The following is a 19,421-nucleotide window of genomic DNA, read 5'->3' as shown; positions in this document are numbered from 1 at the left end:
GCATGGGTAAATTTCCCCGCGGCCCCTGTTTCGTTGAAACAGCTTTCGCTAGGGTCGGGGTAATCGCAAAACGGGCGGGGGCAGGGCGAATGGCGGAATATGATGCAGCCGTGGAAGAGGTCGAACTGGATGCAGCCCGTGTCGAGGCGATCCGCGATGCCGTTGAGCGTGGCGACAGCGGCGAGGTCAGCCGTCTGCTGGAACCGCTGCACGCGGCCGACATCGCCGACCTTCTGGAACAGATCAGCGGGGCCGAGCGGCGCGATCTTCTGACGCTTTGGTCGGGCGAGATCGACGGCGACGTACTGTCCGAACTGGACGAGACGATCCGCGAAGAGGTGATCGAGAGCCTGCCGCCCGAAGTCGTGGCCGAGGCGGTGCGCGATCTGGACACCGATGACGTGGTCGACATTCTGGAGGATCTGGAGGCGCCCGCGCAGGGCAAGATCCTCGATGCGCTGGAACTGGTCGACCGTGTTGCGGTCGAACAGGCGATGAGCTTTCCCGAAGGGTCGGCGGGCCGCTTGATGCAGCGCGAGGTGGTGGTGGCCCCCGAGCATTGGACGGTGGGCGATGCCATCGACTACCTGCGCAAGGCCAAGTCGCTGCCGGACCAGTTCTACCACGTGATCCTTGTCGATCCGCGGATGAAACCGCTTGGCTATGTGACGTTGGGGCGGATGCTGTCTGCGCGGCGCGACGTGCGGCTGAAGGATATCGAGGAGGACAGCTTCCGCACGGTGAAGGCGACCGAGGAAGAGGAGGAGGTCGCCTATATCTTCAACCAGTATCACCTGATTTCCTGCCCTGTGGTGGACGAGAACGACCGTCTGGTAGGGGTCATCACCATAGACGACGCAATGAACGTGCTGGACGAGGAGCACGAGGAAGACATGCTGCTGCTGGCCGGTGTGGGCGAGGAGGCATCGGTGCTGGACGGACCTATCGCCACGGTGCGCCAACGGTTGCCGTGGCTGGTGGTGAACCTGTTTACGGCGTCGATCTCGGCCTTTGTCATCTCTCGCTTCGAGGCGACGATTGCGGCACTTGTGGCGCTTGCGGCGGTGATGCCGATCGTGGCCTCGACGGGGGGCATCGCGGGCACGCAATCGCTGGCCGTTGCGGTGCGGGCGCTGGCGACGCGCGATCTGACGCGGTCGAACGCGAGGCGGGTGGTCCTGCGCGAGGTGACGGCGGGGGCGATCAACGGGGTGGCGCTGGCGCTGATCCTGGGGCTGGCCGGCACGCTGGTCTTGGGCGACCCGTGGCTTGGGCTGGTGCTGGCGCTGGCGATGATCACCAACCAGGTCGTCGCGGCCTTTGGCGGGGTGATGGTGCCCTTGACGCTGGAACGGATGGGGCTTGATCCGGCTTTGGCTTCGGGGACGTTCGTGACGACCCTGACGGATGTGATGGGCTATCTGGCGTTTCTGGGGCTGGCGACGATGGTGCTGCTATGAATATCGACGACGTGAAGGCAGAGGCGCGCAAAAGCTGCTTTGCGGCGCGGGCCGAGGCGTTCAAGGCCGGGCAGGGGCAGGCGGCCGAGATATTGGCCGATTATCTTGCCGCGCATCGGGGCAAGGCCTTGTCCGGCTATATGGCGATGCGGACGGAAGTGGACCCGATGGCGGCAATGGCGGCGCATCAGGGGCCCGTCGGCGTGCCTGTGATCGTGGCCAAATGCCAGCCCTTGCGCTTTCGCGAATGGTCTGTGGGCTGCGCGCTGGTCGAGGGCGCGTTCAAGGCATTGATCCCGGCCGAGGGCGCGTGGATCGAACCCGAGGTGCTTATTGTGCCGCTGGTCGGGTTCGATGCGCGGGGCTACCGGCTTGGCTATGGCGGGGGGTTTTACGACCGGACCCTGGCGATGCTGCGGGCAAAGCGTCCGACGGTGGCGGTGGGCTTCGCCTTTGCCGCGCAGGAACTGCCGGAAGTGCCGATCGATGCCTATGACCAAAAGCTTGACGCCATCGTGACCGAGCAGGGGCTGCGCCTGTTGTGACACCGCGGCGCTGCGGGGCGCACGATTTTTCTGCGAAAAATCTGGTGCCAAACTGGCTGATGTCGTTTGCACCGAGAGGTCGCAGGGGGCCAGCCCCCATCGGCCCCTGGCCGATTCCCCCGGGATATTTGAGCCAGCGTGAAAGCGTGAAGCCATGCCTGCTTCACCTTTGCACAAATACTCATGGTCGTGCCGCTGCCAAGGGTGCTGGCTGTGGGTGCGGGGCGCGATTTTTCGCAGAAAAATCGGGGTCGGGCTATTTCGCGATCTTCTCGTCGCGAACGAACATGTTTGCCCAGGCGCGGTCGATCAGGGCGGGTGTCATCTGGTACGGGATGTTTTCGAATTCGCAAATCGAGATCATCTGGTCGATGAGGTAGGTGGGTTGGTAATTGGCGTAGGTGTTGCCTATCGTAGGGTACTTCACCTTTAGGAGGTGGACGAGTGCGGTTTCGTCCAGCGGAATCTTCTTCTTGCGCGCGACGAGGGCGAAGATTTTCAGGAAGTTCTCCTGATCGGGGCCATCGATCTTGATCTTGTAGAAGATACGCCGGAGCGCTGCGCCGTCGAAGATTTCGTTGGGGTGGAAGTTGGTGGAAAAGATCACCAGCGTGTCGAAGGGGACGGTGAACTTTTCGCCCGATTGCAGCGAGAGGATGTCGCGGGATTCCTCGAGCGGGACGATCCAGCGGTTGACCAGCTTTTGCGGCGGTTCGGATTGGCGCCCCAAGTCGTCGACGATGAAGATGCCGCCCGTGGCTTTCAGTTGCAGGGGGGCGGTGTAGGTGCGGGCGGTGGGGTTGTATTTCAGGTCGAGCATGTCGAGCGTGAGTTCGCCGCCCGTGATGACGGTGGGGCGGTCGCAGAGCACGTAGCGCGCGTCGAAGCGGTTTGCGGCGCGGCGGAGCGCGGTGGGGTCATCGCTGCTGTCGGATGCTGCGGAATGTACGATGGGGTCGTAGACCGTGATGACCTGACCGGAATATTCGATGGCGCGGGGCACGTGGATGCGGTCGCCAAGCGCGTCGCGGATGCCGTTCGAGATGGAGGATTTGCCGTTGCCGGGGGGCCATACATCAGGATTGAGCGGCCCGAGGTGACGGCGGGGCCGAGGTTGTCGATCAGGTCGGGGGGCAGGATCAGGTGGCCCATGCCGCGCATCAGTTCGGCGCGGGTCAGGGTGATGTTGCGGATGGATTGTCGCTTTACCTGTTCTTTATAGGCTTCCAGCGGCACCGGAACCGCGCCGTAATATTCGGATTGTGCAAGGGCGTCGAGCGCGCGGGCCTTGCCTGCCTCGGTCAGCTGGTAGCCCATTTCGTTGGACGAGGTGGCGTGCAGGGTGCCTGTGGCTTCTAGCAGTTTCTGGCCGCGGGCAGCGTCGATGATTTCCTGGATCAGGGTCGGGGGGAGGCAGCACACGCGGGCAAGATCGGAGACATGTTCGAGATTCATGCGGAACATGGTCTTGAGCAGGATATCGCGCAGCATCACGGGTTTGATGCCGGTGTCGGCAAGGGTGCGCGGGACCGGAGGGGCCTCGATCACCGGGGTGGCGGGGGTAAGCGGGGTGGCGGTGGCGTTCATCTTGTCCGTCCGGTTGGGCGATCTTTGGATCAGACCTACAACCGGATCGTGCAAAAATTCAGGCAGAGAAAAGGAGAGCTGCGATAAAGTAGAAGGAAAGCGTGCCGGTCAGTGCAAGGCCCATCGGGAAATCCTTGTGGGTCCAGCTTTCCCATTCGGCGGTGGCACCCCGGAAGGCGGGGATGGCGCGGAACAGGCGGTGGGTGGCGAAGGCGCCGAGCAGGCAACCCGCAAACAGCGCCAAGATCAGGCTGGCATCGCCGCCGATGAAGAAGGGGGCCATGGCGGCGGCGAATTTGCTGTCGCCCGCGCCGACGAGGCCCAGCGAGGTGACGATGAAGCCTGCAACCAGCACGGCGCCGCCGAGCGCCCAGCCCCAGAGATAGAGCGTGAAGGGCAGGGCTATCGGACCAAGCACCAGATAGGCGGCTGCAAGGGTGAGCACGGCCTTGTTGGGGATCTTCATGAATTTAAGGTCGGACCATGCGACCCAGAGCGAGATCGGCAGGATCGGGATCAGGAACCAGAGCGTGGTCCAGAGCGGGGGCAGGCTGTCTGTGGTCATGGTCAACCCTGAAGCGCTTGCAGGCTGCGTTCGGCAGCCTCGAAATACTGGGGATGGGTTTCGATCGCGTCTTGCAGCAATCCCTTGCCCACGGTCACGTCGCCGCGTTTGATCGCGGTGAGGGCAAGGGTGTAGAGCAGTTCGGCGCGTTCGGTCTGGGTCATGGTGATGACCGGCAGATCGTATTTGCGTTGCGCTCCGCGGGCGAGGATCAGGTTGTTCTTGGCGGTGAAAAGTCCGCTGTCGAAGGTGAGGGCTTCGGTGAACAGGCGTTCGGCTCCGGCGTAGTCCTGACGGGTCAGCTTGGAATAGCCCCAGTTGTTGAGCACGCCCGCCGGTTTGGTGGTAAGGCCGGAGGCGATTTCGTAGAAGCTGTCGGCTTTCTTCCAGTCCTTGCGGCTGTCGGCGACCATCGCTTCCAGGCGGTAGCGGTCGTAGGTTTCGTATGTGGGGGGGACGCGGTCGAGTTCGGCTTTCGCTGCGGTCCAGTCGTTGGTGCGGATCAGCGCATCGGCAAGGTCGACACGGTCTTCGGAAGTGGCGTCAGGGGTCGCGGTGATGGTTTGCAGGATGCGGGCGGCTTCGGCCGGTTTGCCGGCGCGGATCAGGGATTTGGCGAGGTTGCGTTTCAGGCCGAGGTCTTCGGGCTTTTCTGCCGAGGCCTTGGAAAAAAAGGCCACCGCTTCGGCGGGGTCGCCCATCGTGAGCATGATGTTGGACAGGTTGGCCTGATCGACCTCGTCTATGCTGGCGAGGGCGCGTTTGGAGGCGGCGTCTGCCGAGGGTTGGCAGGCAGACAGAAACGCGGTGGCTGCAAGGCACAGGGCCGCGAGAACGGCGTGGCGCATCCGGGACTTCCCTTTTCCTGCTCGTATCCCGTTCTGTCCTAGAGTTGCGAGAGCAGGACGTAACTGCCCTGTCCGCGCCGCACGAGGTTGTAGGCGGGCTTTTCGTTGGATGTATCATAAAGTGCCGCTTCGCTTTGCGCGATAGCCAGACGCAAATTTTCGCGGATCGAGTCGGAATCGCCACTGTCGAGCGCATAGGCCTGCTGGAAGATCACCCGCGCTTCGCCGGACTGGCCCTTTTCCATCAACACGACACCGAGGTTGTTGAGCGCGGGCACGAAGGCGGGGTCTTCGGCGGTGGCGCGGCGGAGGAGTTGTTCGGCCTGTCCGAGGCGGCCGAGCTTGAGGTTGGCCGAGCCGAGGGCGGAGAGGATGTCGACGTTCATGCCCTGCTGGGCGGCGGCGCGGTAATAGGCGCGCAGGGCGAGTTCGTATTCGCCCGAGGCCATCAGGCGGTGACCCACGATCAGACCGTCGACGCCCTGGCTGCGACTGTCGATGCCGGGGGCGAAGCCGGGGGTGTTTCGGGCATTGGACAGGCCTGCGCCGCCCGGTGAACAGGCGGCGAGGGCAAGGGTCAGCGCAAGGCTGGCAAGGTTTCGTCGCACGCGGGCGGCACCCTTTTAGAACGAATGGGCGATGCCGTAGAGCGAGGGACCGATCAGGATGACCAGAAGCGGCGGCACCGTGAACATCATTGTGCCGAGGGTAAGTTTGGTCGGCAAGGTGTTTGCCTTTTCTTCGGCCCGCATCACGCGTTTATCCCGCATTTCGGCAGAATAGACGCGCAGCGCATCGGCGATCGAGGTGCCGAAGGTGGCGGATTGTATCATGGTGGTCACGAAGGAGGTGATGTCGGCAAGGCCGACGCGTTCGGACATGTCGCGCAGCACGACCACGCGTTCCTTGCCCGCGCGGGTTTCCTGCGCGACGATGTCGAATTCTTCCGCCAAGGCCGGATAGGCCGAGCCGATTTCCTTGGCCACGCGGCTGATCGACTGGTCGAGCGACTGGCCTGCTTCGACGCAGACAAGCATCATGTCGAGCGCATCCGGGAAGCCTTCGACGATTTCCTGCTGGCGGCTTTGCAGGCGGCGGGCGACCCAATAGGTGGGCAGGTAATAGCCGCCCGCGGCGGGAAGGATGGTGGAAAGCACCATGTCGCGGATGCCGACCGGCTGGATCTGGTTGATTGTGTAGGTGTAGGCGATGCCGATCAGCAGCGCGCCGATCCCCAGTACGAATTGCCAGGCGTGATAGACGCGGACCGAGTTTTTCGAGCGGTAGCCTGCGCGCATCATCTTTTGGCGCGCGGCGGACATTTGCTGCTGGTCTTGCGGTTCGAGGAAATGGGCGAAGCGTTCCAGCTTGTCGGCGTTCAGGTTGCCGCCGCGACGCAGCGCATCGGGCGATTTCGCGACGCGGCGCGGGCCGGCGGGCTTGGTGCTGGCCTTGAGCTTGGTAAAGGGATCCTCGGGCTTTTTCAGCATGTAGGGCAGGGTAAGCAGGATCAGCACAAGGCCGAGACCGCCCACGACCATGAGCGGGCCAAGCGGGCCGAACTGGTCGGTGAGGGTGGCGGAAAGACCGGAAAACAGGGACATGGGCGCGCCTTAGACCTTGATGTTGACCATCATCCTCATGAAGAGGATGTTTATGGTGAGCATGACGCCGACGAACAGGGCCGCGGGCACGAAAGAGTCGGTGTTGATGACGTTGTCGTAGAAATCGGGCTTGAAGATCTGGATGCAGGCCAGCACGCCGAGCGGAAAGCCGGACAGGAACATGCCCGAGAATTTCGCCTCGGCGGTGATGGCCTTGACGCGGCGGAAGAGTTTGAAGCGCGAGCGGATCACCTTGGCCAGACCATCGAGGATCTCGGCAAGGTTGCCGCCCGACTGCTGCTGGATCGATACGGCGACGGCGAGGAAGTGGAGATCCTGGTTGTCCATGCGTTTGGCAAAGGCGCGCAGGCTTTCGGCGACATCGCGGCCATAGGCGGCTTCGTCGGAGATCAGGCCGAATTCGGAGCCGAGGGGGTCGGAGACCTCTTTCGCGACGATGCCGATGGCAGAGGAGAACGGGTGGCCGACGCGGAGCGAGCGGACCATCAGTTCGACGGCGTCGGGCAGTTGTTCTTCGAGAAGGGCCATGCGTTTCTTGGCCTTGCGGTTGACCCAGAAATAGACTCCGCCGATACCGAAGCCTGTCGAGAGCGCCAGACGCACGCCAAGGCTGGCGGTGGTGGCGAAGGTCAGCGCGACAAGCGCCACCACCCCGACAAGGCCCATGATCATGACCAGCTGCTGCGGGGTGAAGGCGATATTGGCCTTTTGGGCCTTGGAGGCGAGAATCTGGTAGAGCGGCAAGCCGCGGGCGTTCATGTGCTGCGTCATCTCCTTGCGGAGTTGTTCGAGCACCTGTTCGCGGTTCTGGTTCTTTTCCAGAAGTGCAAGGCGGCGGCTGACGCGGGAGTTGAGGCTGATCGATTTGCCGAAGACGGTCAGGTAGATGCCTTCGACCAGCACGACGACGGCGACGAAGATCAGGATATAGATGAGGGGGGCTGCACTGATTTGCATGGGTCACTCACACGATGGGATCGTAAATCGACGCTGGCAGGTCATAGCCCCACTGGCGGAAGCGGTCGGAGTAGTGCGACCGCACGCCGGTGGCGTTGAAGCGGCCGATGATCTTGCCGTTTGGCTCGACGCCGAGGCGTTCGAAGCGGAAGATTTCCTGCATCGAGATGACCTCGCCCTCCATGCCGGTGATTTCGGTGATGCTGACCATGCGGCGCGAGCCGTCTTGCAGGCGCGAGGCCTGCACGATCAGGTTGACGGCCGATGCGATCTGGCTGCGAACGGCTTTCAGCGGCATTTCGATACCGGCCATTGCGACCATGTTTTCGAGGCGGGAAATGCCGTCGCGGGCGGAGTTGGCGTGGATCGTGGTCATCGAGCCGTCGTGGCCGGTGTTCATGGCCTGCAGCATGTCGATGACTTCCTCGCCCCGGGTTTCGCCGACGATGATGCGGTCGGGGCGCATCCGCAGCGCGTTCCTGAGGCAGTCACGCTGGGTGACCGCGCCTTTGCCTTCGACGTTGGCGGGGCGGCTTTCCATGCGGCCGACGTGGGTTTGTTGCAGCTGGAGTTCGGCGGTGTCTTCAATGGTCAGCACGCGTTCGGTGTTGTCGATGAAGGACGAAAGCGCGTTGAGCGTGGTGGTTTTGCCCGAACCCGTGCCGCCCGAGACGATGACGTTGAGACGGCAGGAGACGGCCGCTTGCAGATAGGCGGCCATTTCCTCGGTAAAGGCGCCGAAGCGGACGAGATCGGAGATTGCCAGTTTCTCTTTCTTGAATTTCCGGATGGAAACCAGCGAACCGTCGACCGCAACGGGGGGAACCATGCAGTTGAAGCGCGAGCCATCGGCAAGGCGGGCGTCGCAATAGGGGTTGGATTCGTCGACGCGGCGGCCCACGGCGGAGACGATCTTGTCGATGATCCGCAGAAGGTGGCGTTCGTCTTTGAAGGTGATGTCGGTCAGCGTCAGCTTGCCGCCGCGTTCAACGAAGATGCGGTGCGGGCCGTTCACCAGAATGTCGCTGATGCTGTCGTCTTTCAGCAGCGGTTCGAGCGGGCCGAGGCCCATCACCTCGTCGTAGAGTTCCTGGTTGAGGGTGGCGCGGTCTTCCTTGTTCAGCGCGACCGACATTTCGGTCAGTGCTTCCGAGGCGATATCGGCGATTTCCGCCTTTAGGTTTGCTTCGGTCGCGTGTTCGAGCGCGGCGAGGTTCAGGCTTTCGAGCAGTTTCTTGTGCAGCTCGACCTTGAGCTCCATCAGGCGGTCTTTGCGCTTTTTTTCCTTATCCGCAGCGACGGCTTCCGCCGAGGGCGGGGCCGTTACGGGGCGGGGGGCAAGGGACGGTCGCGGTGCGGCATTGGGCGCGGCACCGGATGCGGCCTGCGGCGCGGCAGAGGCAGGGCGCGCCGTGGCAGCCTGCGGTCTGGGATCTGCGCCCTCGGGTTTCTTGAAGCGTGAGAACATGGGTCAGGCCCCCCCAGGCCGAATGGTCATTTCTTGCCCGTCTCGACGGCCTTGTTCAGGTCGTAGATCGATTTGGCGATTTTCTGGATTTCGCGGCGAAGCGGGTTCTTCGGCGCGATTTCGGCCAAGGGCTGGCCGTGGTCATTGGCTTGGGTCACCGGAGGGCCACCATCGGGCACCTGCACTTCGAGTTTGATATCAAGGCTTTCGGCCATGCGTTTCACGCGAGACTTGCCGGACAGGTCGGTGAATTTCGGGGCGCGATTGAGCACGTAGCGCAGTTTTTCATGCGGCAGGGTTTCAGCCTTGAGCGCCCGCACGAGGCGCAGCACGTTCTGGGCCGAGCGCAGGTCGAGGTCCATCGTGGCGAAATAGACATGGGCGCGGGTCAGGACGGTTTCGGTCCAGACGACGATGGTCTTGGGCATGTCGATCACGACGAAATCGAAGTTCGACTGCGCCATGTCGATGATGCGTGCGATGTCTTCGGATGCCACGATGTCGAGCGGCAGCATATCGGCGGGCGCGGTCAGGACGTGCAGCTTGTCGTTATAGGTCAGCATCGCGCCGAGGAAGGTGTCGCTGTCGGCGGCGCCGGTGTCGGACAAGAGTTCGAACACCGCTTCCTTGCGCGGCAAGTCGAGGTAGGTCGCGACCGAGCCGTATTGGAAGTCGAAATCCAGAAGGCAGACGCGCGGGGCGTCGGTTTTGGTGATCGTTGCAAGTTCCCATGCGAGGTTGACCGCGAAGGTCGATGCGCCCGAGCCGCCTGCAAGGCCGTGGACGGGCAGGACGACGCCGTTGCGATCACCCTTTGCCTTGAAGGTGGGGGCGTGGGCGGCGGGTTCGGACGGAACGGCGTGCAGGTGGGTGACCGTAGCGGGCGCCGCAACTGCTGCAACTGCCGCAGGCGCGACGGGCGCAGGTTTGCGGATGCGTTCGATCGCCTCTTTCAATGCGCCGTCGGGAAGCGGGTAGGGCACGAAATCATCGGCCCCGAGGCGCAAAAGCTGGTGCAGGCTTGCGGGGCTGATCTGGTCGGCGATCAGGATGACTTTGATGTGCTTTTCCTTGGCGGCGCGGATGACGTCGGTGATGCGCGTCAGGTCGCCTTCGTCTTCCGCGTTGACGGCGATGGCCACGAATTCGAGCGTGGCCGCGTCAGGTTGGGTCAGGTATTCGCGGGCTTCGTCGAAGGAAAGGTCGCCCCAGTTTTCGCCGAGCTCCAGCTCCATGTCATCGATCAACAGGTCAAAATTCTGCACATCCCGCGAGATAGTGCAGGCCACTATGTCAGCCGGTTCCGGTTGAAGATTGACTGCCGTGCTCATCGCCCTTTGGTCCTTTGATCTTGCGGATCGCGGGGGCGGAGTGATTCGCCGCTTCCCGAAATCCGGCGCGGCATCTTGCCCGCGCAGCTGTTCCATCGAGGGACAAGCTGGGGGGAATGGTGGCGATTCTTGGGCTAAAAGATCGTGATTGTTTGGTTTTTACGGGGTTTGGCCGGTTCGGAGGCGCTTTGGTTCGCGCAGCGACCACAATCGCGGCCCATACCTATGGGCCGCTTGACCTGTGTTATTGGGCGGGTGCGGCCGGTGCGGCCGGTGCAGCTGCAGCGGCGGGGGCTGCGGCCGAAGCCGGGGTCGCGGATTTGATGTATTCGCGATAGACGACCTGGGCATATTTGCCGTCGAGCAGGCCGGGATAGGTTTTGACGAAACCCGACACCTCGGTCACGGTGCGGCGGTTTTCCTGTTCCGGTCCGGGCGTTGCGATGACGGGGCGGGTTTCGCCGTAGGACACGAGCGCCTGAAGGCGGCTGGGCGAGATACCCTGCGAGGCGAAGAAATTGACGACGGCCTGCGCGCGGCGCTTGCCGAGCGACTGGTTATAGGCGTTCGAGCCTACGGCATCGGTATGGCCATAGACCGAAAAGCGCAATTCGGGGAATTGGCGGATCCAGTCGGCCTGACGCAAGAGGACGGCGCGGGCCTCGGGCGTGATTTGCGCCGAGTTGAAGGCAAAGGTTATCGTCGGCGCCACTTCGGAGGCGAAGCGCGTGCCGAGCGCAAAGGTGGCGTCACGCTGACCGGTCTGGACGAGCATGTTGTTCAGCGTGGCGTTGCCGAAGCCGCCTTCGTCGACTTCCGCGCCGGCGACGCGGTCTTCGATCTTGCCGCAGGCGGCAAGCGAAAGGGCTGTGATCAGCAGGAGGGGGGCGGCGCGTTTCATCATCCGTCTCATTCCATCGTATAGCCGTAGGACCCGCTGAAATCCTGTCGCGCGACTTCGCCTGCGGCGCCTTTGCCTGCGACTTTGCCGAAGAGGAACAGTTCGCCTTCGGTCGGGATGCGGATGCGGTCGGTGGGCAGGGCCAGCGCCTCGCCCCGGGTGGGGGTGACGAGATGCGGGGTGATGATGATGACCAGTTCGGACTGGTTGCGCTGGTAGGAGGCCGAGCGGAACAGCGCGCCGAGGATCGGTACGTCTCCGAGCCACGGGATCGAGTTGGTGCTGTCGCGGAAGTCGTCTTGCAAGAGACCTGCGATGGCGAAACTTTCGCCGTCGCGCATTTCGACGGTGGTCGATGTCTTGCGGGTCTTGAAGGCGTTGAGCGTGATGCCCGCCGCTTCCTGTGTCACGGTGCTGTCGATGGACGACACGGTGGCGGCAAGTTGCAGGTTCATCAGACCGCCGTCGAGGACGGTGGGGGTGAAGGTCAGCTCGACCCCGAAGGGTTTGTAATCGACCTTGACACTATCGGCATCGGCCACCGGGACAGGGTATTCGCCGCCCGCAAGGAACGAGGCCTCTTGTCCCGAAAGCGCCGTCAGGTTCGGTTCGGCGAGGGTACGGACGACGCCTTTGGCTTCGAGCGCCTCGAGCAGGACTTCGAATTCGAGCGAGCCTACCCCTGCGCCGATCGAAATGCCGCCCGACGCATCGCTGCGGAGCCTGTTGGGGCCGCCAAGCTGGTTGCTGCCATTGAGGTAAGTGCCGGTTTCGGCGCCCAGACGGTCGCCGCCGATGGCGATCGAGGAGGACAGGTTCTTGGACACCGACCGCTGCATCTCGGCGAAGCGGACCTTGAGCATGACTTGCTGGGTTCCGCCCACGCTCATCAGGTTCGAGACGCGGCCGGGGGCGTAGCGGTCGGCGAGTTCCATGGCGCGGTCGAGTTTGGCGATGGACGAGACGGTTCCCGACAGGACGATGCCGTCGTTTGCGGTCCGCACCTCGATCGTTTCGTCGGGCAGGATCTGTTTCAGCCGTTCCTTGAATTCGCCGATGTCGGGCGTGACCTGCACTTCGACATTGGTGATCAGCTTGCCTTCGGCCGACAGGAGCGTGAGCGTGGTGCGGCCGGGGGTTTTGCCCAGAACGTAGATCGACCTGTCGGACAAGGTCGATATGTCGGCGATGCCGGGGTTGGCGATGGACAGCTCGGCAAAGGGCGTGTCGCTTTCGACGACCACGGCGCGGTTCATCGGCACGGAAAGCGGTTCGGAAGCAGTGCCGGACAGCACGCGCAGCGTTTCGGCAAAGGCCGTCATGGGTGCGGCCCATGCAAGGGCAAGCCCCAGCATGGCGGCTGATTTCAGCAATCCGGTACGCATATGTGACCTGCCCTTTCGATCACCGCTTACGGGTCTTGGTTGCCCGATCTTGCAGGCAAAATGCCCTAGAGCGGCATTTATTGCAAGAATCAAAACCTTGGCGGGAAATGCTGATGTGGATAAGTGGCAGAATTGACCAAGACCCGTGTTGAATCGAAGCGGCGGCCCGCGATGGGACCGCCGCGCTGCGTTGTGCCAAAAGGTCAGTTCGTGCAGGGGATCGGAATTTCCAGAACCTCGGCTCCCTTGCGGGTCTTGATGGTGCAGACTTGCGCTGCGGGTGCAGCCGTGACGACCTGTTGCGGTTCGACCGCGCCGAGGAGCGACTGGGTGTCGGCCTCGACCGAGGCGGTGACGCTGTCATCGTTGGTGCCGACGAGCGAGAGCGCGAGACGACCGGTCGCCTGGGCCTGGGCAAGCCGTGCGACCTGTTCCGGCGTCACGGCGACCGTTACGGTCTGGGCGACGATGGCGCCGCCGGTTGCATCGCCTGATGCGGATTGGTCAACTGCGATGATCGAGACGTTGGTTTCGATCAGGCGCGTCACGTCGCCGTTCGGAGTACCGCCGGTCCAATAGATGTCGACCGAGTTTCCGGGATAGACGAAGCCCGAGACACCCGACGACACGTCGACCCGCACCGCAAAGGCGCGCATGCCGCGTTGGAGGGCGCCGACGAGGCCTGCGGGTTCGCCGGGTTTGGTGACCTTGATGGCGAGGACGGGTTCGAATTTTTCCATGGGGCGCAGCACGTAGCGCGGCTTGTCGGCATCTGGCGGAAACAGCGAGGCTTCGTCGGCAAAGGTGCCGTCGGGAAGGGACGCTTTCTGCCAGTAGATGGTCTGCACGTCCTCTTTGGTGACGGGTTCGCCGAAGCGCAGGGCTTTGGTGACCACATAGACCGGGACGACTTCGCCCAACTGTTCGCGGAAGCTGCGTTCTTGCGTCAGGGCGCTTTCCGTCTGGTTGATATAGCCTTGGGCCATGTAGACGGCGAACCCCGCGAGGGCCATGCCGATCAGAAGCACAAGTCCGAACATCGCACGCATGTGTCTTTACCCTTTTGCCCGGCCTGACTGGGCCGATCCTGAACCAATTACGCAATCGGCCGCCCGCTTGCGCGGACGGTTAGTTCGAACCTGCAATCCTGTTGGCGATGACCGTACCGCCGTTGTTGATCGGGTCTTGCAGGATCGTCATCAATGCACCGGCGAGGCCGACCACGAGCGCGGTCAGCACAACCCAGTCGGCCGTGACGGCGCCGGTTTCGTCGCGCAATCCACGGCGCAGCAGTCTTTTCATTAGGAGACGTGGCGACATTGTCGTCCTCCTGCACTGGTTGAAGGGAAGGGCGCGAGCGGTGCGCCATTCCAGTTTGGCCCGGTTGGGCCCGGTTGGGACGGTCGCGGCCATGTTGCGAGCGCACATGGCCGCGACCTTCGTCAATCCCGATCCCGCGCGATCAGTTGGTCGCGGCGATCGAGGTCGAAATCGCGTTGCCTTTGGCGTTGATGGCGTTCTTGACGGTGCCACCAACCACGGCGGCCAGGCCGACGACAGCGGCGGTCAGAACCACCCAGTCCACGGTCACGGCGCCAGCTTCGGCGAGGGAGAACTTCTTGAACATATTCTTGAGCTTCAGCATGGTCGTCATCCTTTACACGTTGCTTCGAGTTCCACTCCGTTCGGGTCATTTCGGTCCGGCCTCTGTTCCGGGCGATCACCGTTCGGCGTGGGGTCAATTAGCCCTCGAATCGTGGCGGCAGTTGGGAATGCCTAGGGCAATCGCAGCGCACCGCAGGATTTTAACTATCTTTAACTCAAGCCTCTGATCCGGCTTGAAACTTTTTCAGATGCCCCAGACTTTTGACCAGCTTGACTGACCGTTTGGCGCCAATTTGGGCAGAATTGCCACCTTTCGGATGGATTCATTGCCGAAGAGGTGGAGTCAGACGGGCGAGTCGCATGGTCGGTAGTGGTATCCGGGGGGTATTGCGGCCCTCGCCTGAGCAGGGGGCCGCAATGAGCAACGTCCGATTACTGGCCGATCGAGGTCTGGATTGCGGTGGCCTTCGTCTCGACGGCGGTCTTGACCGTGCCGCCGACGACAGCCGAGAGGCCCACAACTGCGGCGGTCAGGACCACCCAGTCGACGGTCACGGCGCCGGCTTCGGCGGTGGAGAATTTCTTGAACAGATTTTTGAGCATGTGCATGGGATGGGTCCTTGCAATGGGTTACGTGAAGTTTGGGAGATGCGCGGGCTTTGACCGGAAAAGGTGGCCCGCACGAGGGGACTACGCACCTGCCTTGGGATAGGTGCGACGTTCGGATCGTTGCGACCGGAGTGAAGCCCATCGCAGGGCGTGGATCCGGTCGGTTGCTGGAGGTGAGTGGCGGCTGCGACCCGCGTTTATAGCGTGTCGCAGTCGATTTTTCAGCCTTAGCTGCCGATCGAGGTCGAGATCGCGTTGGCCTTGGAATCGATGGCGGTCTTGACGGTGGTGCCGACAACAGCCGACAGACCCACGACAGCGGCGGCAAGCACCACCCAGTCAACGGTCACAGCGCCAGCTTCAGCGGCGGAGAATTTCTTGAACAGGTTCTTGAGCTTCAGCATTTGGTCGTTCCTTACTGGTTAAACGGTTCACTTCGGTTTCACTTTGTCTGCCGGCGGGTGCTGTTTCGTCTGGCCTCTGTTCCATCCGATCCCGTTCGGCATGGGCATATATAGCCCCCCAATCGTGGCCTGATTTTGGGGTGAGCCGGGCATTTTCCGGCAGCGGTGTTTTTTCTGCGTAAAATTATAAGTGTTTGGAATTAAGTAACTTTTGGACATATTAACCATCCTTAAGTATGTAAAATGACGGGTTTTGTTAACACTTTGGGCGAAACGGACACCTTTGGCCCGTGTTGCGGTGGCCAAAAGCATGATTCCTTGCGATAGTCTGGAGAGGCAAGGGATGGCGGCGCGGGATGGTTCGGAGGGCGGGAATCGGGGCGATCTGCGTGATCGGCGTGTGTGTGGTCGCAGTTTCAGGCGCGACGACGGGCGCAGCGGTGGCAGAGACGACTGACGCAGCCGCCGATTTCACCTTTAAACGTGTGCGCGTGGGGGATGTGCTGCCGGGCAAGCGGATAACGGTGCAGATCGATCCGGTCGAACAGGCGCGGCTGCTTGCGGCCTTGCCGACTGTGCCCCGCGTGGTGCCCGATCTGCCCCTGCCCGATGCCGGGGATCGCCCGCTGGGACCGCTGCCATCGGCGGCTGCGCGTTATGGCTGGTATTGGGATGCGGTTCCTGCGGGGCTGGGGCAAGCGGACGGGCGCTTTGCGCTGGCGCTGGCCGCGCTGTCCGAAGGGCCAGGGGGCGCGCGCATCGAGGCACCGCGTTTGCAGGCGATGCAGAAGCTGGCGGACGACTGGGGCAAGGCTTTGCTGCGCGCCACGGTCGGGACCGAGGTATCACCCGCGCTGGCGCTGGCGGTCATCGCGACGGAAAGCGCGGGGAAGGTCGAGGCGGAAAGCAGCGCGGGGGCACAGGGGCTGATGCAGTTGATACCCGCGACCGCGCAACGCTTCGGCGTGGCCGATGCGCTGGACCCGGACGAGAACATCAGGGGCGGGGTGGCCTATCTGGACTGGCTGATGAAGCGGTTCGACCGCGATCCCTTGATGGTTCTGGCGGCCTATAACGCGGGCGAGGGCGCGGTTGCGGCCAACCGCGGGGTGCCGCCCTATGCGGAAACGCGCGATTACGTGCCAAAGGTGCTGGCAGCCTGGCAGGTGGCGCAGGGGCTGTGCATGAGCCCGCCCGAGCTGGTGACCGATCCTTGCGTTTTCCGGGTGATTTCGGCGGCACCTTAGGCAATGCCTTTGGTCTGCTGGAGGGCCGGGCCTTTGCGAAGGCCCGCGCCGGTGTTTCCGGGGCCACCCCCACCCCGGCCCTCCCCCTTGGCAGGGGGAGGGGGCGGTCAGGCGACGAGCGTGGCTTCGGTTGCCGCCCGCAGTTCGGCTTCGGTCACGCCATCGGCGAGTTCGACCAGCTTCAGCCCGCCCGGCACCACGTCGAGGACGCCGAGGTTGGTGATGATGCGGTTGACGACGCCTTGGCCGGTGAGGGGCAGGGTGCAGGATTTGAGAACCTTTGACTCGCCGTGTTTCGAGGTGTGGTCCATGACGACGACCACGCGGCCCACGCCTGCCACGAGGTCCATCGCCCCGCCCATGCCCTTGACCAGCTTGCCGGGGATCATCCAGTTCGCGAGGTCGCCGTTTTCGGCCACTTCCATCGCGCCGAGGATGGCCATGGCGATCTTGCCGCCGCGGATCATGGCGAAGCTTTGGGCAGAGTCGAAGAAGGCGGTTTGCGGCAGTTCGGTGATGGTTTGTTTTCCGGCGTTGATCAGGTCGGGATCTTCTTCGCCCTCATACGGAAATGGCCCCATGCCGAGCATGCCGTTTTCCGATTGCAGCGTGACCTCGATGCCTTTGGGAATGTAGTTGGCCACCAGCGTCGGGATGCCGATGCCGAGGTTCACATACCAGCCGTCTTGCAGTTCCTGCGCCGCGCGGGCGGCCATCTGGTTGCGGTCCCACATTATGCGGTTTCCTTCTTACGGGTGGTGCGCTGTTCGATCCGTTTCTCGTGCTGCCCCTGCACGATGCGGTGCACGTAGATGCCGGGCAGGTGGATGGTGTCGGGGTCGAGCGATCCGAGGGGGACGATTTCTTCGACCTCGGCCACGCAGATCTTGCCACAGGTGGCGGCGGGCGGGTTGAAGTTGCGGGCGGTCTTGCGGAAGACGAGGTTGCCTGACGGGTCGGCCTTCCACGCTTTGACGATGGAGAGGTCGGCGTTGATGGCGCGTTCGAGGATGTAGGTCTTGCCGTCGAAGTCTTTGTGTTCCTTGCCCTCGGCTATGACGGTGCCGACACCGGTGCGGGTGTAAAAGCCGGGGATGCCCGCGCCACCTGCGCGCATGCGTTCGGCAAGGGTGCCTTGGGGGGTGAATTCGAGGTCGAGTTCGCCCGAGAGGTACTGGCGCATGAATTCGGCGTTTTCGCCCACGTAGGACGAGATCATCTTTTTGACCTGCCTGCTTTCCAGGAGGACGCCGAGCCCGAAGCCGTCGACGCCTGCGTTGTTCGAGGCGACGATCAGGTCTTTGGTGCCTGCGGCGCGGATGGCGGCGATAAGGAGTTCGGGGATGCCGCAAAGGCCGAAGCCGCCAGATGCGATGGTCATGCCGTCGAACAGCACAGCGTCGAGCGCGGCACTGGCGCTTGGATAGACTTTTTTCATTGCGGTTCTCTCTCCGGACTGTCGGCGGGTATATGGGACCGCAGTTTTGGCGCTGTCAATCGCTGCGCTGCGGCATCGGGGTCTGGTGGCGACGAGCGGGCCGGAGGGGCAACGGAGGCCGCGGTTTCAGCCTGCATTTGCGGGCGGGGTTTACCGGCGCGGGAAAGATTGGTAGCGACCATCCACGCTGCGGCCCGCGTGGTGGAACGGTAGACACAGAAGACTTAAAATCTTTAGGCCGAAAGGCCGTGCGAGTTCGATTCTCGCCGCGGGCACCAGTGGTTTCACGGACGAGCAGCCTGATCTTGCAGGCACCTGCTGCGTGCGGGGCTTGTCAGGCCGAAGCGCTTTTTGGCGCGGGCGTGGTGCGGGCCGCTTCCTGTGCGGCGAGCAAGCCAGCGTAGAGTTTCGAAACGAGGCTTGCGGCGTCGTCGCCGGAATCGTGCGGAATGGAGCGGAGCGACAGGTCATGGCGCAGGCGGTCGATCGCCTGGGGCGGGATGTCATCAAGATAGGCAGCAAGCGCGGCTTCGGCCCGTGTCGGGTCGGTCGCGCCCGGAACCGCCCGAAGCGGGATGCCTGTCGTGTCTTCCACCCATGCCAATTCATCTGCGTCGACGACTGCGGCAACGATGCCGGGGTCGATGGTGAAGCGGGTCGTGAAACATGCTGCGAGATAGGAGATCAGCGCGCTGCGCGCAGCAAGGCCGGTTTCGCTGCCGATCTGCGGGTTGGTGCGGTTGAAGAGGTGGAGCAGGCGGACCGCATCGAGGGGCAGCGAAGGATTTGAGCGACAATCGGCCAGCGCACGCGGGGGAAGGCCCGCGGCACCGGAGTAGTCGGAGATGATCGACCAGCCTGCGGTGCGTTCGGGGGCGTAGGCCCGGAAGGAAACTGCATTGCGACCGAAGATCGCTGTGAATTTCTCGAACCGCTGGCGGTAATAGGGGCGGGGCAAGGTGTAGCACGCTTGCCCGCCGCGGACCTGTTGCTGGAACGCGGATGTAACGTAGCCCAACGGGTCGCGCAGGTAGGCCAGAACCGAAATCTCGGCGCCGGATCTGTGCAAGGTTGCCGAAAGCGCGGTGACGGCGGCGGTGGGCAGCAGCGAGATCTCCTCGCCTACGAAGAGCAGGCGCTTGCGCGGGAGGGCGAGTTCTGACTCAAGCCGCTCGCGGCAGAAGGCGACTTTGCGGGCGACCTCTTGGCGCGTGGCGCCGATGCGCTTCCACACGTGGTAGCGGTGCGGTTCAGAGGCGAAGCAGGTGACAACGGGGATCGAATGGTTCGAGTGGCCGAGCCGGGCATAGCGGATCTGGCCGTCATCATAGTCATGAAGCGCGTGTTGCAGCGCCGTGGTGCCGGTCTTGTGCATGCCGATGTGCAGAAGGATATGATCTGGCATCGCAACGCTTTCGAACCGGAAAGTTACGGGCCTTGGTGTGC

At 63.1% G+C, this 19,421-nt stretch carries 20 protein-coding genes, 1 tRNA gene and 1 pseudogene; 4 read left to right on the top strand and 18 right to left on the bottom strand.

The genetic code is table 11. The features are described 5' to 3' along the window. Positions 1 to 89 precede the first annotated feature (89 nt). Both mgtE and HYN69_RS12030 read left to right on the top strand, forming a co-directional pair. Positions 90 to 1,460, top strand: a complete 1,371-nt coding sequence (gene mgtE / locus HYN69_RS12035) for a magnesium transporter (protein ID WP_108435952.1) — start codon at positions 90 to 92, stop codon at positions 1,458 to 1,460. Further along, on the top strand, positions 1,457 to 2,005 hold the full coding sequence (locus tag HYN69_RS12030) for a 5-formyltetrahydrofolate cyclo-ligase (protein WP_108435951.1): 549 nt from the start codon (positions 1,457 to 1,459) through the stop codon (positions 2,003 to 2,005). Before mgtE ends, HYN69_RS12030 begins: the two co-directional genes overlap by 4 nt. Positions 2,006 to 2,261: 256 nt before the next feature. Here HYN69_RS12030 and HYN69_RS12025 read toward each other — a convergent pair. From HYN69_RS12025 to HYN69_RS21010, 15 genes and pseudogenes are all read right to left on the bottom strand, one after another. After that, positions 2,262 to 3,592: pseudogene (locus HYN69_RS12025) on the bottom strand (ATPase). Positions 3,593 to 3,650: 58 nt separating this feature from the next. Then, the gene (locus HYN69_RS12020; protein ID WP_108435950.1) at positions 3,651 to 4,157 is read right to left on the bottom strand and encodes a prepilin peptidase; all 507 of its coding nucleotides are present in this window, start codon (positions 4,155 to 4,157) and stop codon (positions 3,651 to 3,653) included. 2 nt (positions 4,158 to 4,159) lie between these two features. Beyond that, positions 4,160 to 5,005 (bottom strand): tetratricopeptide repeat protein, encoded by an 846-nt coding sequence (locus HYN69_RS12015; protein ID WP_108435949.1) that lies wholly within the window; start codon positions 5,003 to 5,005, stop codon positions 4,160 to 4,162. 38 nt (positions 5,006 to 5,043) lie between these two features. Beyond that, a complete protein-coding gene (locus HYN69_RS12010; protein ID WP_407925230.1) occupies positions 5,044 to 5,613 on the bottom strand; it encodes a tetratricopeptide repeat protein in 570 nt (189 codons plus the stop codon). A gap of 15 nt (positions 5,614 to 5,628) precedes the next feature. Further along, on the bottom strand, positions 5,629 to 6,609 hold the full coding sequence (locus tag HYN69_RS12005; protein WP_108435948.1) for a type II secretion system F family protein: 981 nt from the start codon (positions 6,607 to 6,609) through the stop codon (positions 5,629 to 5,631). Between the two features lie 9 nt (positions 6,610 to 6,618). After that, a complete protein-coding gene (locus tag HYN69_RS12000; RefSeq protein ID WP_108435947.1) occupies positions 6,619 to 7,587 on the bottom strand; it encodes a type II secretion system F family protein in 969 nt (322 codons plus the stop codon). A gap of 7 nt (positions 7,588 to 7,594) precedes the next feature. Next, positions 7,595 to 9,055 (bottom strand): CpaF family protein, encoded by a 1,461-nt coding sequence (locus HYN69_RS11995; protein ID WP_108435946.1) that lies wholly within the window; start codon positions 9,053 to 9,055, stop codon positions 7,595 to 7,597. A gap of 26 nt (positions 9,056 to 9,081) precedes the next feature. Continuing rightward, entirely contained in the window at positions 9,082 to 10,386 is a 1,305-nt protein-coding gene (locus HYN69_RS11990) for an AAA family ATPase (RefSeq protein WP_108435945.1), read from the bottom strand. 244 nt (positions 10,387 to 10,630) lie between these two features. After that, positions 10,631 to 11,290, bottom strand: coding sequence for an OmpA family protein (locus HYN69_RS11985; protein WP_108435944.1), 660 nt, complete (start codon positions 11,288 to 11,290; stop codon positions 10,631 to 10,633). A gap of 5 nt (positions 11,291 to 11,295) precedes the next feature. Then, positions 11,296 to 12,672, bottom strand: a complete 1,377-nt coding sequence (locus HYN69_RS11980; protein ID WP_108435943.1) for a type II and III secretion system protein family protein — start codon at positions 12,670 to 12,672, stop codon at positions 11,296 to 11,298. A gap of 203 nt (positions 12,673 to 12,875) precedes the next feature. Then, the gene (gene cpaB / locus HYN69_RS11975) at positions 12,876 to 13,721 is read right to left on the bottom strand and encodes a Flp pilus assembly protein CpaB (RefSeq protein WP_108435942.1); all 846 of its coding nucleotides are present in this window, start codon (positions 13,719 to 13,721) and stop codon (positions 12,876 to 12,878) included. 79 nt (positions 13,722 to 13,800) lie between these two features. Further along, complete coding sequence (locus tag HYN69_RS21210) at positions 13,801 to 13,974, bottom strand: Flp family type IVb pilin (protein WP_216824599.1); 174 nt, start codon at positions 13,972 to 13,974, stop codon at positions 13,801 to 13,803. A gap of 160 nt (positions 13,975 to 14,134) precedes the next feature. Continuing rightward, positions 14,135 to 14,317 (bottom strand): hypothetical protein, encoded by a 183-nt coding sequence (locus tag HYN69_RS11970; protein ID WP_407925229.1) that lies wholly within the window; start codon positions 14,315 to 14,317, stop codon positions 14,135 to 14,137. 392 nt (positions 14,318 to 14,709) lie between these two features. Continuing rightward, positions 14,710 to 14,886 carry a hypothetical protein gene (locus HYN69_RS20595; RefSeq protein ID WP_159082449.1) on the bottom strand — a complete coding sequence of 59 codons (177 nt, stop codon included), beginning with the start codon at positions 14,884 to 14,886 and terminating at the stop codon, positions 14,710 to 14,712. 227 nt (positions 14,887 to 15,113) lie between these two features. Further along, positions 15,114 to 15,290, bottom strand: coding sequence for a hypothetical protein (locus HYN69_RS21010; protein WP_174213621.1), 177 nt, complete (start codon positions 15,288 to 15,290; stop codon positions 15,114 to 15,116). 356 nt (positions 15,291 to 15,646) lie between these two features. Here HYN69_RS21010 and HYN69_RS11965 point away from each other — a divergent pair, with 356 nt between their 5' ends. After that, positions 15,647 to 16,537, top strand: coding sequence for a lytic transglycosylase domain-containing protein (locus tag HYN69_RS11965; RefSeq protein ID WP_108435941.1), 891 nt, complete (start codon positions 15,647 to 15,649; stop codon positions 16,535 to 16,537). A 107-nt stretch (positions 16,538 to 16,644) separates the two neighbouring features. On the opposite strand, the gene HYN69_RS11960 is transcribed toward HYN69_RS11965, so the two are convergent. Further along, on the bottom strand, positions 16,645 to 17,274 hold the full coding sequence (locus tag HYN69_RS11960) for a CoA transferase subunit B (RefSeq protein ID WP_108435940.1): 630 nt from the start codon (positions 17,272 to 17,274) through the stop codon (positions 16,645 to 16,647). After that, entirely contained in the window at positions 17,271 to 17,975 is a 705-nt protein-coding gene (locus HYN69_RS11955; RefSeq protein ID WP_108435939.1) for a CoA transferase subunit A, read from the bottom strand. Before HYN69_RS11955 ends, HYN69_RS11960 begins: the two co-directional genes overlap by 4 nt. 192 nt (positions 17,976 to 18,167) lie before the next feature. On the opposite strand from HYN69_RS11955, the gene HYN69_RS11950 reads away from it, so the two are divergent. Further along, positions 18,168 to 18,253, top strand: a tRNA-Leu gene (locus tag HYN69_RS11950). 56 nt (positions 18,254 to 18,309) lie between these two features. On the opposite strand, the gene HYN69_RS11945 is transcribed toward HYN69_RS11950, so the two are convergent. Beyond that, complete coding sequence (locus tag HYN69_RS11945) at positions 18,310 to 19,380, bottom strand: hypothetical protein (protein WP_108435938.1); 1,071 nt, start codon at positions 19,378 to 19,380, stop codon at positions 18,310 to 18,312. Positions 19,381 to 19,421: the final 41 nt, after the last annotated feature.

Origin of the sequence: Gemmobacter aquarius, from assembly GCF_003060865.1 — a bacterium.
GTDB classification, from domain to species: domain Bacteria; phylum Pseudomonadota; class Alphaproteobacteria; order Rhodobacterales; family Rhodobacteraceae; genus Paragemmobacter; species Paragemmobacter aquarius.
Note: the sequence above shows the minus strand (reverse complement) of the source record. Positions and strands in the feature narration are given on the sequence as shown.